This window comes from Marinobacter salexigens, assembly GCF_018860765.1.
In the GTDB taxonomy this organism is placed as follows: domain Bacteria; phylum Pseudomonadota; class Gammaproteobacteria; order Pseudomonadales; family Oleiphilaceae; genus Marinobacter; species Marinobacter salexigens_A.
On record NZ_JAHKPV010000021.1, the window covers coordinates 937,742 to 952,264 of the forward strand.

The following is a 14,523-nucleotide window of genomic DNA, read 5'->3' on the forward strand; positions in this document are numbered from 1 at the left end:
TGCGGCACTGAAAGGCCGCATAGTATACCGATTCAGGGCTTGATGAATAAGCCCTGAACCAAAAGCAAGTCACAGAAGTTCGTAACCGTTTTAAAGCAGGCCAAGCCCTTCGGCAAGACTCTTGGCTGGTACATAGCCTCGTACAATGTTGCCGTCCTCCAGCAAAATTGCGGGCGTGCCCGTAACACCAACCCGCTGACCTAGCTGAAACTGCTCCAACACAGGGTTTTCGCACTCCGCCGCAGGCACTGCTTTACCGGCCTTTGCTGCACTCATCGCCGCTTTCTGGTCCTCTGCACACCAAACGGATTCGTATTTCACAAACGATGGTTGACCCGGGCCGGAGCGCGGATAGGCATAGTAGTTCACAGTAATACCGTATTCATTGAGTTGCTGCACTTCATCATGGAGCTTGCGGCAATAGGGGCAGTCAATATCGGTAAACACATCGATCACGGCTTTTTCATTACTTGCCTTGAATGTGATAAGCCCGTCCTTGCCATAACCTTCCATGGCCTTCTGGCGCTGACCGGCTCTGGCCTCTTCTGTTACGTTGGCGATCCCCTTGTCAGTAACCTTGAGCAAATCGCCGGTAAGCAGGTACTGCCCGTCAGATGTGGTATAAACGGTTTCGCCGTTAGCGCTTTGAACTTCATAAAGCCCCTTAGCTTCGGACTCTTGCACCGACAGAATTTTCAACCCCGGCACAGCACCGGAGAGCCTCTCGCTGATGCCATCTTCAACATCACCTGCAATACCGTAGGGCGAACCCAAAACACCAACTGCCACAACAACCGTCACAAAAAACCGTTTTACATTCATTCTGGCAAACACACCTATTCTGTCGAATATTAAATGGACCTGCGGGAACACCCAAGCCATCCATGAAACCTAGAACCCTGCGACACCTGAGCGGAACAAAAGTTCAAAACGCCACCTTACAGAAAAATCACATACTCAACCACGGGGATGATGAGTCTGATGTAGCGACTGTAGGCGCTGGCGCGCAACGTGGGTGTATATTTGGGTGGTAGAGAGGTCAGAGTGCCCCAGCAACATTTGAACCACACGCAGGTCAGCACCATGGTTTAGCAAATGGGTTGCAAAAGCATGCCTGAGCGTATGGGGTGATAAATGCTTGCGAATACCAGTGCGCACTGCATATTGACGAATACGGTGCCAAAAGGTTTGCCGTGTCATGGCTACCGCCCGGTTACCGGGAAACAGCGCATCACAGGCACGGCCCTTGAGGAGCTCCGGGCGCCCCTCTTTCATATATCGCACAAGCCAGTCCACTGCCTCTTCTCCCAAAGGGACCAAGCGCTCCTTATCCCCCTTACCCGTAACACGTATAACCCCTTGGCGAAGGTTTACCTGATCAACACGCAACCCAGTGAGTTCAGACACCCGAAGACCACACCCGTAGAGGATTTCCAGCATAGCCTTGTCGCGCTGCTCAATTGGCAATCCGGGGTCCGGCTCAGCCAGCAGCGCGTCCACTTCCTGCTCAGTCAGCGAGTCCGGAAGTCGGCGCGGTAAGCGGGGGCTGTCGATACGCAGTGTGGGATCTTCATTTATCAAACGTTCGCGAAGAAGAAACCGATAAAAGCGCCGAATACCTGAGAGCCGACGGGCTGCAGTCGATGTTTTAAGGCCTTGGGCAAGACCGCTAGCCATCCAGTCCAGTAGATCTGTTCGTCGCACCTGCGCCAGCAAGGGCTTACCGGGGAGACCCTCCAACCACACCGACAAGCGCTGCAGATCGCTGCGATACGCCTGACGGGTCTTTTCGCCCAGACCATCCTCAAGCCAAACCGCATCGACGAACCGGACAACGACTGTTTCATCCTCGGGCCTCATAGACTCGCTCTCTGTCAACCTCATTAACAATACTGCATTCTGGCTCGCCAGAATCGAAAAAGGCAGCCCTAAGGCTGCCTTTTTCACTGCAAGGTTGCTCAGCGAATAGCTGATCAGCCCAACTTTTCCTTGATACGTGCCGCCTTACCAGACAGCTCGCGCAAGTAGTAAAGTTTGGCTTGACGCACATCACCACGACGCTTCACTGAAATGCTGTCGATCAGCTTAGAGAAGGTCTGGAAAGTACGCTCAACGCCTACGCCGTAGGAAATCTTCCGTACGGTAAATGACGAGTTCATGCCACGGTTACGCTTACCGATTACAACACCTTCGAACGCCTGCAGACGCTCACGGTTGCCTTCCGTAACACGAACCTGAATAACCACGGTATCACCCGGCGCAAACGGGGGGATTTCCTTGGTCATCTGCTCTGTTTCAATTTGATTGATGATGTTGTTCTTGCCGCTCATCGTAATGCTCCTGATACCCAATCTTTTAATGCCCTGATGATTCAGAGGCACACGGTTCGTTTAAAATCTCACCCAGCAACTCACGCTCTTCATCCGTAAGCACCCGCTTTTCAAGCAGGTCGGGGCGTCGTTCCCGGGTTCGCCTCAGCGACTGCTTGAGCCGCCAACGCCGGATCTGATCATGGTGACCGCCCAACAAAATATCCGGCACCGCCTGACCTTCGTATACTTCGGGCCGGGTGTAGTGCGGACAATCCAGCAAACCGTCAGCAAATGAATCTTGTTCTGCCGACTGCGCATGACCCAGCGCTCCGGGGATGAGGCGTGTAACCGCATCAATAACAGTCATCGCTGCCAACTCGCCACCAGAAAGCACAAAGTCTCCCAACGATATTTCCCGGTCGACTTCTGTTGCTATCAGGCGCTCATCAACACCTTCATAACGGCCTGCAACCAGAATTAAACGCTCTTCTGCAGCCAGTGACTCAACTACAGCCTGATTCAGCGTTTCACCCTGAGGTGACAGATAAACCACACAGGCTTTTCCTGGCGCTGCTTTCCGTGCTGCGTGGATGGCATCTCTGAGCGGCTGAATTTTCATCAGCATACCCGGGCCACCCCCGTAAGGACGGTCGTCAACGGTGCGGTGACGATCTTCGGTAAACTCTCGAGGGTTCCAGCTATTGAAGGTCAAAAGACCGTCACGTACTGCCCTACTCGTTATCCCGTAATCCGTTACCGCCTGAAACATCTCGGGGAACAAGCTGACTGCGCCAATCCACACCCGTCAGAACTCCGGATCCCAGTCTGCAACCAACTTGCGCGCTTCCAGATCAATTTCCCGAACCACTTGATCAGGAAGATATGGAATCAGGCGCTCCCGCTGATCTATTGAGTCAGCCGTTGCGTGCACAACCAGTACATCATTGGAACCGGTTTCTATTAGGTGGTCCACTCTTCCGAGGCACTCACCCTCAACCGTAAACACATCAAGACCCTGCAACTGACGCCAGTAAAACTCGCCTTCAGGGAGCTCTGGCAACTCAGCAGTCGGAACCTTGATTTCAGCGCCACAATAGGTGCGCGCCAACTCACGATCGCCAATACCTTTAAGCCTGACAACGATCGCCTTACCTTGTCGGCGACCCTCCTCAAGCTTTGCAGGAATACGCTTACCGTCCAGATCAAGAACCCAGTTGGTATAACCAAGTATTCCATCTATGGGGTCGGTAAAGGAATAAACCTTGAGCCATCCTTTAACCCCAAACACCGAGGTAATCCGACCGATCACAGTTTCCTGCGAATTCTGCGTCATGCTACAACCTCGGCTGTCAGTAAAAGCTTACTCAGCAGTCTTTAGCAGCTGCGCAACGCGATCGCTGGTCTGTGCACCTTGACCTACCCAGTAATTCACTCGGTCGCGATCAACACGCAGACGCTCTTCCTGACCGCGGGCGATAGGGTTGAAAAAACCAACGCGCTCAATGAAAGCACCGTCACGTGAATTACGGCTGTCAGTTACTGTTAGGTGATAGAACGGGCGCTTCTTGGAACCGCCACGAGCCAAACGGATTGTTACCATTTAACCAATATCCTGTTCTGTTATACGAACTTTGTACGTTTCACGCTTGCCACAACCGTGGCTGACGCGGAGATCCATACTCGAAAGGGGCGCTATTCTATGCTAAAAATACGCCAAAGAAAACAGGCAAACAGACTGAATGCAGGTTTTCCTTGTAAGGCATTTTACATACGGCCAAACGGAGGCATTCCACCGCCGCCACCGCCCGGCGGCATCATACCACCAAGACCGCGCATCATATTCGCCATTCCGCCCTTTTTGCTAAACTTTTTCATCATCTTTTGCATCTGCTTGTGCTGCTTGAGCAGACGGTTAACATCCTGTATCTGCGTTCCGGAGCCAGCAGCTATGCGGCGCTTACGGGAATTATTGATAACATCGGGGTAACGGCGCTCTTTTGATGTCATGGAACAGATGATTGCCTCCAACTGCCCCATAGACTTATCGTTGACTTGCTGCTGGGCCACCTGTGCCATTTGCCCCATGCCCGGAAGCTTATCCATCAAGCCACCGATACCGCCCATATTTTTCATCTGCTGGAGCTGATCCCTGAAGTCCTCCAGATCAAAGCTTTTGCCTTTCTTGATTTTCTTCGTGAGCTTCTGGGCCTTTTTCTGGTCCAGCTTGCGCTCCGCCTCTTCAATAAGAGAGAGCACATCGCCCATACCCAGAATCCGAGACGCAACCCGATCTGGATAAAATGGCTCTAAAGCATCGGACTTTTCACCGACACCCATAAATTTAATGGGCTTACCGGTAATATGCCGGACCGAAAGCGCAGCACCGCCACGGGCATCACCGTCGGTTTTAGTTAGCACCACACCAGTCAATGGCAGGGCATCGTTGAACGCTTTCGCTGTATTAGCGGCGTCCTGCCCTGTCATGGCATCGACCACGAAGAGAGTTTCCACCGGCTTGACCGCATTATGCAGCCGACCGATCTCGCCCATCATCTGCTCGTCAACGTGCAGGCGACCGGCGGTATCCAGAATGACAACATCAATGTGTTTCTTGCGGGCTGCCGCAACAGCACCCTCGGCAATGGTAACCGGATCCTGATCCGCGGTACTTGGGAAAAACTCAACACCTACTTCTCCCGCCAGCGTTTCCAACTGCTTAATAGCTGCAGGTCGGTAGACGTCAGCACTCACCACCAAGACAGACTTCTTTTGGCGCTCTTTTAGAAAACGCGCCAACTTCGCAACTGTCGTGGTCTTACCCGCGCCTTGAAGGCCTGCCATCATGATCACAGCGGGGGGCTGAACGGCTAGGTTAAGGGTTTCATTCCCCTCACCCATCACTCGTTCCAGCTCCTGCTGAACCACTTTCACAAATACTTGGCCGGGAGTGAGGCTGCGCTGAACTTCTTGCCCGATCGCCCGCTGCCGGACACCCTCAACAAAGTCCTTTACCACCGGCAAGGCGACATCGGCCTCCAGCAGCGCCATGCGCACTTCCCGAAGAGTGTCCTTTATATTGTCGTCGGTGAGCCGCGCCTGACCGGAAATCTTGCGCAGGCTACCGGAAAGTCGGTCTTGGAGGTTTTCAAACATGTTGCTCTTCCGTACCCCGGGTTAATTGAGTGCACAAACCTCAGAGCCAGCTTTGGCTCCTTGATTCCTGTTGCATATTCGCGACATTATAACCAGACTATCGTCCTGAAACGACCAACCCGGTCAAATCGGCAGCCAAGCTTGCCGATCTCCAGCCAGCACAGTGGTGAATAAGGAAGTTATGGGAACGCTGATTCTCGCGGTCACCTCTCTTTTTCTGTATAGCGTCGGCACCGCTTTGCAGGCGCTTCACTTTCGTGGGCGTGTACAAAGCAACATTGCCATCACCACCCTTATTGGCATGCTGGCACTCACATCCCACGGACTTCTGATTACCCAAACCATCCACCATGATGGAGGTGTTGATCTGGGGTTTTTCAAAAGCTCGGTGCTGATCTCCTGGCTGATCGTTTTTTTACTGCTGGGGCTAAACCTAAGAAAGCCGGTACAAAGCCTTTTTTTGGGTGTTTACCCACTGGCAGCTTTCACCATCATAATGGCCTTGATCACGCATACACCGTCGCGACTGGTTTCCGATGAGAGCTATGGAGTACTTTCTCATATCGCATTATCAGTGACAGCCTACAGCCTGTTTTCTCTGGCGGCTATACAGGCAACCTTGCTTTACTTCCAGAACCGACAACTTAAGCAGAATTATAATAGCCCCCTGCTACGCAATTTGCCGCCGCTGCAAACCATGGAGTCCCTGCTTTTCGAAATGGTCTGGGCCGGTGTGGTTATGCTGATTCTTGCCATTGTGACGGGCGCAGTTTTTATAGAAAACCTGTTTGCCCAGAACTTGGCCCATAAGACCGTTTTCTCCATACTCTCGCTACTGGTTTTCGTAGCCCTGCTAGTAGGGCGCTACACCAAGGGCTGGCGAGGCATGACCGCAAGCCGCTGGACACTGGCTGGTTGCGCACTCTTGATGCTGGCGTTTTATGGCAGCAAATTTGCGCTTGAGCTTGTCTTTCAGAATGGAGGCTAACTCCCGCTCCATTACCTCTTGACACCGGGCGCAATCAGAACCAAATTTCGCTAAATGCCAGCAACATAAGGATACCTTTAGTTTGGACGGTACATCGCTTACTGCGCTGTCGATAACTCTTGTCGGGCTGATCATGCTGTCGGCATTTTTTTCCAGCTCCGAAACCGGAATGATGTCACTGAACCGGTATCGCCTGAAACACATGGCGAAGACAGGCCACAAAGGTGCAAAGCGTGCCCAAGGCTTGTTGCAGCGCACCGATCAATTAATCGGCATCATTCTTATAGGCAATAATTTCGTTAACATTCTGGCCTCGTCCATAGCGACAGTCATAGCCATACGCATATGGGGCGATACGGGCATAGCCATAGCGACACTTCTTCTAACGATAGTGATTCTGATTTTTGCGGAAGTCACGCCGAAAACCCTTGCCGCACTATTTCCCGAAAAAATTGCATTTCCTGCAAGCTACATTCTCGGCCCCCTACTGAAGGTTCTTTACCCCGTCGTATGGGCGGTCAACCTATTTACAGGTGCCATTCTGAGGATTTTAAGAATTTCACCGAATGACGCTGCCAGCGACCACCTAAGTCGAGAAGAACTCAGAACGCTTGTGAACGAAGCTGGCGCACTTATCCCAGCTAAACACAAAGACATGCTGGTTAGCATTTTGGATCTCGAAAAGGTAACGGTGAACGACATCATGGTTCCCCGAAACGACGTCTCCGGCATCGATTTGGACGACGACACAGACACCATTTTGCGTCAATTGAGAAACAGCCAGCACACGCGCCTGCCCGTCTTCAAAGGCGACATCAATGAGATACAAGGCATTCTGCACCTACGCAGCGCTACCAAGCTGTTACAACAGGAAGAAATTAACAAAGCCATGATCTTGCAGCTTTGCCAGGAGCCTTACTTTGTGCCGGAGAGCACACCCCTTAATACCCAGCTGATCAACTTCCAAAAGGGTAAGCGCCGGTTTGGCATAGTTGTGGATGAGTACGGCGATGTACTCGGGCTAGCCACGCTGGAAGACATTCTTGAAGAAATCGTTGGTGAGTTCACTACCGATTATGCGGCAACCAGCCCCGACATCATTCCACAGGAAGACGGCACGTTCATTGTGGACGGCACAACCGCTGTGCGCACAATTAATAAAACTCTCGGCTGGAAACTGCCCATCGATGGCCCGAAAACCCTCAATGGCTTGATCACCGAGACCCTTGAGAACATCCCTGACACCAACGTTTGCCTCAAAGTAGACGGCCATCGGGTAGAAGTGCTTCAAATCAAAGACAATGTTGTAAAGGCAGCAATTGTTCATCCCAAAAAACGTAAAAAACGAACCCTCTCCATCACCTAATCTACGCCAACTCCCACTCTTCGCTATAGACGTTCCAGTTATAGCGAAGCCTGCTCTAGAAAGATCAAAATGTAACCAGCTCCTTGACGCATATCAATCTGGCACCAACACTGAAGGCGTATGCGAAACAACAATAATCGCAAGGAGTTTTTCCATGAGCCTGACACACACCTTTGGCCTACTGACCAACCCTGACAACCAATGGAAAGCTATTCGAAAAGATTCGGAATCTGTTTCACGCCTTTATACAGGGCACGTATTGCTACTTGCACTTATACCTGCCGTCGCAGGCTTCGTTGGAACCACTCAGGTGGGCTGGCAAATCGGTGACGGTCAGATCATCCGCCTGTCTACAAACAGTGCATTAAGTCTGTCCGTACTATTTTACGCTGCCATGCTGGCTGGCATATTCATTCTCGGAAAGTTTATCGATTTCTTTGCGGCGACCTACGATGCGGGCGACCAGACGCCACGAGGCGTTGCCATGGCTGCCTACACCGCAACACCCATGTTCCTTATTGGCGTTATCGCGGTTTACCCTAATATCTGGGTGAATATGTTGGCTGGGCTTGCTGCCATTGCCTACGCTGTATACCTACTTTATGAAGGACTACCTATTCTCATGAAGATCCCTGAAGACCGGGGATTCATGTTCGCCACGGCTGTACTCACGGTCGGGCTGGTTATGTTTGTTGGTCTACTTGCGATTAGCGTGGTTATTTGGAGCGTAGGAATTGGCCCGATATACGTTAACTGATCTCGGAAACTCGCCAGCCAATATAAGTTAACTGCCACAAGGGTGTTCTTGCGGAACACCCTTTATTTTTTGATTGAGTGCGCAACTTTGTTTTTAATTATGTTAACCAAGCTGAAAATGAGGTAGATTTAGCCTATAACTCAAAACAGGCAGTCTGGCTCGATTATAAATTCGGTTGAGCCATCAACAGGAGTCGGCTATGAACAAGCAGTCCGGCATACATTACCTCCGCGACCACAAAGGGACCGCTAGCAACGAAGCCGTTCCCACGGAGGTCGCCCGTATCCGCGACACCGTTGTCGCCGGACTGGGTGATTTGCTGCAGGGCGCGTTTGATGCCGTTGATGATTCGCTGTTCGAGTTGGCCAACAATGCCCGCAGCAACAACGAGCAAAACCGCTACTTTGAAGCCATGCGAGAAATTCGCATCAAGCGCAAGGGTGTGGAGCGACACTTCCAAAATACCGTTGCGCGATTTTTTGCCAACCCTCCCCATACAGATCAATTACACGAAGACTCTCTTGGGCAACAGGTAAACGCAGACAATTTAGCGCTCGTCGGCAATGATGATCTTGAAGAGCAAGTAGCTCTGAACGCCATGATCACCAAAGCTAAAGCCCATTTTCAGGGCCCCCTTATACAGCTGCAAGCCCGCTTTAGCCACGTCTACGAGGGTGCATCGGATCAATCACCGGTCAACCCTATGGCCCCTGAGCACCTTTGCAGCGCCTTTACCGAGGCTATTCAAGCTTTGGAGATACAAATCCGTGAACGATTGATTCTGCTAAAGCAGTTTGATCGCTACGTGGTCTCCAATTTGGGCATGCTGCTAGACGAAGCCAATAGAATTCTAGTTCAGGCAGGCGTCATCCCCAATTTTCGCTTTCACGGCAAAACAGGCCAACAGCATAGCGCTTCAGGGAATCGCGAGAGCCAAGAACACGCGTCTGAACAGAACCAAAACCGGCCTGATGGCGACGCTGCAAGCAACAACGCGGTTTTTGATCAGATCCACCAGCTGTTGGCACGCCAGAGGGCTAACTCTGGCATGTCACCACCGTCGCACGACCCAGATATTCGAATTATTGGAGGAAGCGAACTCTTTAGCCTGCTTGCTTCGCTGCCTTTGGGCACCCAGACGGGCAATGAGCACAACCTCAGCGAAGGCGAACCCCTAACGATTGATCTTCGCAGCGCGGTTAAACAAATTCTAGCCCAGACCAACACCAGCGACGGCAAGAAGCCCGCTTTGAAAGAAGTAGACGAGGACCTAATCAACCTTGTCTCTATGCTGTTCGAGTTTATTCTTGATGACTACAGCTTGTCCGCTCCGGTGCAAGTTCTCATCAGCCGGTTGCAGATTCCCATCTTAAAAGTTGTCCTCAAGGATAAAAGTTTTTTCAGCAAGACGACCCACCCTGCGCGCAAGCTACTCAATGCTCTCGCCCGAGCAGGAATCGGTTGGAGCAACAGCGACGAAAAAGCTAGAGACAAGCTCTACGAAAAAATCCACAGTATTGTGCAGAAAATTCTTTGTGAGTTTGATGGCGACGTCACACTCTTCGAGAGCCTAAACCAAGAGTTTGAAGAGTTCCTTGCAAGAGAAAACCGAAAGTCGTCTCTGGTAGAGCAGCGCACTCGTGAATCGGAGCGCGGTCGGATCAAATCCCAGAAAGCACAAGAGTTGGTCGACCGGGTTTTAAAAGAGCGAGTTGCACGCTACCGTCTTCCAGAACCGGTGCATAACATCCTCATTAATGGCTGGAGCCGGTTTATGTTTCTGGCCTACCTTCGGGATGATGTAGAGCATCGCTGGCAAGAAAGCGTAAAAGTGGTTGATGATTTGATCTGGTGCCTACTCCCACATGAAGATGACTCCGAGCGGGATCAGTGGGTTCGCGTTGTTCCAGGCTTACTTAAGTCGCTGCGCGCAGGACTGGAAGAAGTTTCTTACAATGCAACAAAGCTTGACGACACCATGGGCCTGCTCAAGCATGAATTGGCTGAAGCTTTCCGTGCGAGCCCAAATATTGAAATAGCGGAAGAGCTGCCAGTTCAAGAAGACTCCTTTACCGAGAGCCATAATGCTGCATACCTCCAGCCCGAAGACTCTGCTATGGCAGAGCACATGGCTCAGGTTGACAGCATTGAGGTTGGTAACTGGGTAGAGTTCCGGCTGGTAAACGGTGCAAACTTCCGTTGTAAGCTCTCAGCGATTATCGATGAAGCAGACTGCTTCGTTTTTGTGAATCGCATGGGGCTGAAGGTCATCGAAAAGACCCGCATTGAACTTGCCCAAGAAATGCGACGCGGCCGAATGACTCGGCTCGAACAGGGAGCACTCATTGACCGGGCTCTGGATGCCGTGGTTGGTTCACTGCGCAGTAAAACCGCCTAATTGAGCTCTGGGCCGCAACCACATTCGGGCTCAAGCCCGATGCAGCGATCATTCCGTAATATTGGAGAAATCTAGGTTAAATGCTGGAGTATGGCAGCAACAACAGCCTTCCGGCGAAATATCGGATCGCCCTTGCCTTATCAACCGCTTTCCTGATTCATACGGTGTTATTATCCGGGGTTCCTTCTATTGTGCAGGACTCACCTGTAAAGCACCGAGAGCAGCTGAATCTGGAGTTGGTAGCGGCAGATAGCCCTCAAAGTGCAGCGGCATCTATTAGTGACGAGAGCCCTTCCAAAAAAAGCCTCTTCCATAATCCGCCCTTCAAGGCGGAGCCAATGAACACCAATCCGAAGCCTATCGAACCATCGCTTTTAACACACCAGTCCCCTCAAAAGGCCCCGGTTAGCGAAAGCTCGCAAGCTGCACCAGCCAAGCAAACACTTGATTCACCCCAACCAACTCCAATTACAACCCCCACTAGCACGCCGTCTAAACCCGGGGCCCGCAATCAGATGGCGGAAAAGCCAACGGCTGAGGAAGTCACAAAGGTTACGCAATCACCCGCTGAGCAGGACCCCTACCTGATCAAACTCGCAATGCATTTGGCCACTAAGCTTGAAACATCGCGAATTCCCGCAATCAGGAAGCTGACGGAAACGAGTACGATGGAGTTGGAACTGCAACTTTTAGGGAACGGCGCGCTCACCAGAGCGCGGGTGCTCAAGTCGACAGGCATCGAGCCGATCGATAGAGCCGCGTATCAAGCTGCACTATCGGCTAGTCCATACCCCGTGCCACCGCCGGCTCAAAACAATAAGAGCCGCTTCAAAGTAAAACTGGTGTTTGCTCCGTCGCGACTCTAATCGGTATAAAACTCAGGCTTCGGCTTGCTTTGCAGCCTCTTTCACCAAAGTAGCCAGCTCACCGTTTTCCGACATCTCCATGATGATGTCACAGCCGCCAACTAACTCACCGTTAACATACAGCTGGGGGTAGGTCGGCCAGCTTGAATAAACTTTCAAGCCTTCGCGCAACTCTTGGTTATCAAGAATGTTCACAAATGCAAAACGCTCTCCGCACGCCATCAGCGCCTGAGAAGTCTTTGCAGAGAAGCCGCACTGCGGAGCTTGGGGCGACCCTTTCATGTATAGAATGATCGGGTTTTCTGCGAGTTGATTTTTAATGGTTTCGTTAATATCCATGAACATTCACCTCTGGTTAAAACGGAGCGGTCTGTGCGCTTGGTTGCGCCGTTTTTCCCGCCCAGACTGGCTGCTATTGTACACGCTGGCTAGGCTCCTCAACAAACACGGCAATTTGATACAGGGCAAGCCTGTGCGCCGCAGCGTTGTCATCACTGACGCGAAGGGCTAGACTTGTTCTCCCCGATTTTTCACCAGTATTTATACTCACCCAGGGCTTCACCAAGGTAAGGGCCATCCTATGGCAGCAAGGCATTTTCTGACACTGAATGACATGTCTACAACCGAATTGGAGAATTTGGTAGATCATGGCACCAAGCTCCGGAACGAATGGCGCCAAGGCAAAGTCAGGGACTCTCTGAAAAATCGAGTACTGGCGATGATCTTTGAAAAGTCCTCAACCCGCACCCGGGTTTCTTTTGAGGCTGGCATGGCGCAGTTGGGCGGCGCCGCGATGTTTCTTTCCCCACGGGACACGCAACTTGGGCGCGGCGAGCCTATTGAAGACTCCGCCATTGTTATCTCCAGCATGGTCGATGCGGTAATGATTCGCACCTTCGCCCACGACACTGTTGAAAAGTTTGCGCGGGCTTCCTCAGCGCCAGTCATCAATGCCCTCACAGATGACTTTCACCCCTGCCAACTGTTGGCTGACATGCAAACCTATCGAGAGCACCGTGGAAGCATTCGCGGCGCCACCGTCGCCTGGATAGGTGATGGCAATAACATGTGCCACTCTTATATCAATGCCGCCATGCAGTTTGATTTTCATCTGAACGTTGCAACACCCGAGGGTTACGAACCATCCCCTGAACTGATCAAAGCCCATAGCGACCGCATTACACTCATGCGCGCGCCAGAGGAAGCAGCGCGCAATGCAAACCTTCTTGTCACTGATGTTTGGGCGTCCATGGGCCAAGAAGACGAACAAAAGGCCCGGGAAAAAGCCTTCAGTAATTACCAGATCAATCAGGCGTTGATGGACGTGGCCGATAAAGACGCGCTGTTAATGCATTGCTTGCCAGCCCATCGTGGTGAGGAAATTTCTGCCGAGATGATGGAGCATCCAAACTCAGTGATATGGCACGAGGCCGAAAATCGGCTTCACGCCCAGAAAGCACTGCTGGAGTTCCTGATTCTGAACCGTCTGGATTAAAACGTATGAGTTCGCCTGATACTACCGCCCACAACTGGTTGCTTGAAGTAAACAACCTAACCTGCGGCTATGGCGGCGACGCCGTTGTAAAAGATGTTAATTTTGCGCTCAGCCACGGAGATATCGGTTGCCTGCTGGGGCCTAGCGGGTGTGGCAAAAGTACCATTTTGCGGGCTTTGGCGGGCTTTCTTCCGCTGACCGGCGGCGAGATACGCTTGCAGTCTCAACCCATCAGCTTGCCCGGCCGCACTCTGGCACCTGAAAAACGCCGCATCGGCATGGTTTTTCAGGACTACGCGTTGTTTCCGCACCTGAGCATTGTCGACAACGTTGGCTTCGGTTTACGCGGGCTCGACAAGGCCGATAAGCGGCACAAGGTTATGGAGTTACTGCACGTCGTTCACCTACAGGATCTGGCCGACAACTATCCCCATGAGCTTTCAGGTGGCCAGCAGCAGCGGGTTGCATTAGCTCGTGCACTGGCCCCGGAACCAACACTCATTTTGCTTGATGAGCCCTTTTCCAATCTGGACACTGATCTGCGTCGTAGGCTCAGCCTCGACGTTCGCGAGATTCTGAAAACCCTAGGCATCAGTGCCATTCTGGTCACTCATGACCAGCAAGAAGCTTTTGCCATGTGTGATCAGGTGGCAGTGCTTCAGAATGGGAGAATACAACAATGGGATGTGCCTTATAACCTGTACCACGAACCCGTAAACCGTTTTGTGGCAAGCTTTGTGGGGCAAGGCGGGTTTATCCCCGGCAAAACCGTTGGGCCGGACATCATAGAATCCGAGCTTGGCATCATCCACGGCAACCGAGCCTACAAATGGCCTTCCGGCACTCTGGTGGATGTACTTATCCGCCCCGATGACATTGTCTATGATGAGGCCTCCGACTTGCGCCCGAAAGTTGTCGAGAAGACCTTCGCGGGCACCTCAACGCTTTATCGCTTCCGGTGCTCTGAAGATACAGAATTTGAAGCGCTGTTCAGAAGCCATTTAGACTTCCATCTGGGCGAGACAGTTCCTGTGCGGGTAGAAGCCGACCACCTTATAGCTTTCGAGCGCAATAGCTGATCAGTAGAAAATACAGAAATGCATGCAAGGATGCTAAAAAAGAAATAAAAAAAAGGGCCGGAAAACCGACCCTCAAATGACGAATGAAACAAGGAAAGTTCGTAAGAAC

Annotated in this window: 15 protein-coding genes; 7 read left to right on the top strand and 8 right to left on the bottom strand. The window is 51.8% G+C overall.

Annotated features, from left to right (window positions below; translation table 11 throughout):
* Positions 1-90: 90 nt before the first annotated feature.
* The 7 genes from KO508_RS17810 to ffh all read right to left on the bottom strand — a co-directional run bounded on the left by KO508_RS17810 (position 91) and on the right by ffh (position 5,465).
* Positions 91-822, bottom strand: coding sequence for a DsbC family protein (locus tag KO508_RS17810; RefSeq protein ID WP_216009607.1), 732 nt, complete (start codon positions 820-822; stop codon positions 91-93).
* Between the two features lie 135 nt (positions 823-957).
* A complete protein-coding gene (gene xerD / locus KO508_RS17815) occupies positions 958-1,860 on the bottom strand; it encodes a site-specific tyrosine recombinase XerD (protein ID WP_216009608.1) in 903 nt (300 codons plus the stop codon).
* Positions 1,861-1,973: 113 nt separating this feature from the next.
* A complete protein-coding gene (gene rplS, locus KO508_RS17820) occupies positions 1,974-2,330 on the bottom strand; it encodes a 50S ribosomal protein L19 (RefSeq protein WP_200361791.1) in 357 nt (118 codons plus the stop codon).
* A 25-nt stretch (positions 2,331-2,355) separates the two neighbouring features.
* On the bottom strand, positions 2,356-3,114 hold the full coding sequence (gene trmD, locus KO508_RS17825) for a tRNA (guanosine(37)-N1)-methyltransferase TrmD (RefSeq protein ID WP_200361792.1): 759 nt from the start codon (positions 3,112-3,114) through the stop codon (positions 2,356-2,358).
* Between the two features lie 3 nt (positions 3,115-3,117).
* A complete protein-coding gene (gene rimM / locus KO508_RS17830) occupies positions 3,118-3,645 on the bottom strand; it encodes a ribosome maturation factor RimM (protein ID WP_216009609.1) in 528 nt (175 codons plus the stop codon).
* A 27-nt stretch (positions 3,646-3,672) separates the two neighbouring features.
* Positions 3,673-3,912, bottom strand: coding sequence for a 30S ribosomal protein S16 (gene rpsP / locus KO508_RS17835; protein ID WP_200361794.1), 240 nt, complete (start codon positions 3,910-3,912; stop codon positions 3,673-3,675).
* 164 nt (positions 3,913-4,076) lie between these two features.
* Positions 4,077-5,465, bottom strand: a complete 1,389-nt coding sequence (gene ffh, locus KO508_RS17840; protein ID WP_216009610.1) for a signal recognition particle protein — start codon at positions 5,463-5,465, stop codon at positions 4,077-4,079.
* 181 nt (positions 5,466-5,646) lie between these two features.
* Here ffh and KO508_RS17845 point away from each other — a divergent pair, with 181 nt between their 5' ends.
* From KO508_RS17845 to KO508_RS17865, 5 genes are all read left to right on the top strand, one after another.
* Positions 5,647-6,453, top strand: a complete 807-nt coding sequence (locus KO508_RS17845) for a cytochrome C assembly family protein (RefSeq protein WP_216009611.1) — start codon at positions 5,647-5,649, stop codon at positions 6,451-6,453.
* A gap of 82 nt (positions 6,454-6,535) precedes the next feature.
* A complete protein-coding gene (locus KO508_RS17850) occupies positions 6,536-7,819 on the top strand; it encodes an HlyC/CorC family transporter (protein WP_216009612.1) in 1,284 nt (427 codons plus the stop codon).
* 154 nt (positions 7,820-7,973) lie between these two features.
* Complete coding sequence (locus KO508_RS17855) at positions 7,974-8,576, top strand: Yip1 family protein (RefSeq protein WP_216009613.1); 603 nt, start codon at positions 7,974-7,976, stop codon at positions 8,574-8,576.
* Between the two features lie 199 nt (positions 8,577-8,775).
* Positions 8,776-10,974, top strand: a complete 2,199-nt coding sequence (locus KO508_RS17860) for a DUF1631 domain-containing protein (protein ID WP_216009614.1) — start codon at positions 8,776-8,778, stop codon at positions 10,972-10,974.
* Positions 10,975-11,054: 80 nt separating this feature from the next.
* Positions 11,055-11,840: an energy transducer TonB family protein gene (locus KO508_RS17865; protein ID WP_216009615.1), complete on the top strand. Its 786-nt coding sequence runs from the start codon at positions 11,055-11,057 to the stop codon at positions 11,838-11,840.
* A 12-nt stretch (positions 11,841-11,852) separates the two neighbouring features.
* Here the strand turns inward: KO508_RS17865 and grxD are convergent, their stop codons facing one another.
* A complete protein-coding gene (gene grxD, locus KO508_RS17870) occupies positions 11,853-12,179 on the bottom strand; it encodes a Grx4 family monothiol glutaredoxin (RefSeq protein ID WP_200361801.1) in 327 nt (108 codons plus the stop codon).
* Positions 12,180-12,420: 241 nt separating this feature from the next.
* Here grxD and argF point away from each other — a divergent pair, with 241 nt between their 5' ends.
* Both argF and KO508_RS17880 read left to right on the top strand, forming a co-directional pair.
* On the top strand, positions 12,421-13,335 hold the full coding sequence (argF, locus tag KO508_RS17875; RefSeq protein ID WP_216009616.1) for an ornithine carbamoyltransferase: 915 nt from the start codon (positions 12,421-12,423) through the stop codon (positions 13,333-13,335).
* A gap of 5 nt (positions 13,336-13,340) precedes the next feature.
* On the top strand, positions 13,341-14,414 hold the full coding sequence (locus KO508_RS17880) for an ABC transporter ATP-binding protein (RefSeq protein ID WP_216009617.1): 1,074 nt from the start codon (positions 13,341-13,343) through the stop codon (positions 14,412-14,414).
* Positions 14,415-14,523 lie beyond the last annotated feature (109 nt).

What these genes read in the sequence shown, in the direction of transcription:
- KO508_RS17810 (WP_216009607.1), bottom strand. Translation starts at nt 822, where the DNA reads ATGAATGTAAAACGGTTTTTTGTGACGGTTGTTGTGGCAGTTGGTGTT.
- xerD (WP_216009608.1), bottom strand. Translation starts at nt 1,860, where the DNA reads ATGAGGCCCGAGGATGAAACAGTCGTTGTCCGGTTCGTCGATGCGGTT.
- rplS (WP_200361791.1), bottom strand. Translation starts at nt 2,330, where the DNA reads ATGAGCGGCAAGAACAACATCATCAATCAAATTGAAACAGAGCAGATG.
- rimM (WP_216009609.1), bottom strand. Translation starts at nt 3,645, where the DNA reads ATGACGCAGAATTCGCAGGAAACTGTGATCGGTCGGATTACCTCGGTG.
- rpsP (WP_200361794.1), bottom strand. Translation starts at nt 3,912, where the DNA reads ATGGTAACAATCCGTTTGGCTCGTGGCGGTTCCAAGAAGCGCCCGTTC.
- ffh (WP_216009610.1), bottom strand. Translation starts at nt 5,465, where the DNA reads ATGTTTGAAAACCTCCAAGACCGACTTTCCGGTAGCCTGCGCAAGATT.
- KO508_RS17845 (WP_216009611.1), top strand. Translation starts at nt 5,647, where the DNA reads ATGGGAACGCTGATTCTCGCGGTCACCTCTCTTTTTCTGTATAGCGTC.
- KO508_RS17855 (WP_216009613.1), top strand. Translation starts at nt 7,974, where the DNA reads ATGAGCCTGACACACACCTTTGGCCTACTGACCAACCCTGACAACCAA.
- KO508_RS17860 (WP_216009614.1), top strand. Translation starts at nt 8,776, where the DNA reads ATGAACAAGCAGTCCGGCATACATTACCTCCGCGACCACAAAGGGACC.
- KO508_RS17865 (WP_216009615.1), top strand. Translation starts at nt 11,055, where the DNA reads ATGCTGGAGTATGGCAGCAACAACAGCCTTCCGGCGAAATATCGGATC.
- grxD (WP_200361801.1), bottom strand. Translation starts at nt 12,179, where the DNA reads ATGGATATTAACGAAACCATTAAAAATCAACTCGCAGAAAACCCGATC.
- argF (WP_216009616.1), top strand. Translation starts at nt 12,421, where the DNA reads ATGGCAGCAAGGCATTTTCTGACACTGAATGACATGTCTACAACCGAA.
- KO508_RS17880 (WP_216009617.1), top strand. Translation starts at nt 13,341, where the DNA reads ATGAGTTCGCCTGATACTACCGCCCACAACTGGTTGCTTGAAGTAAAC.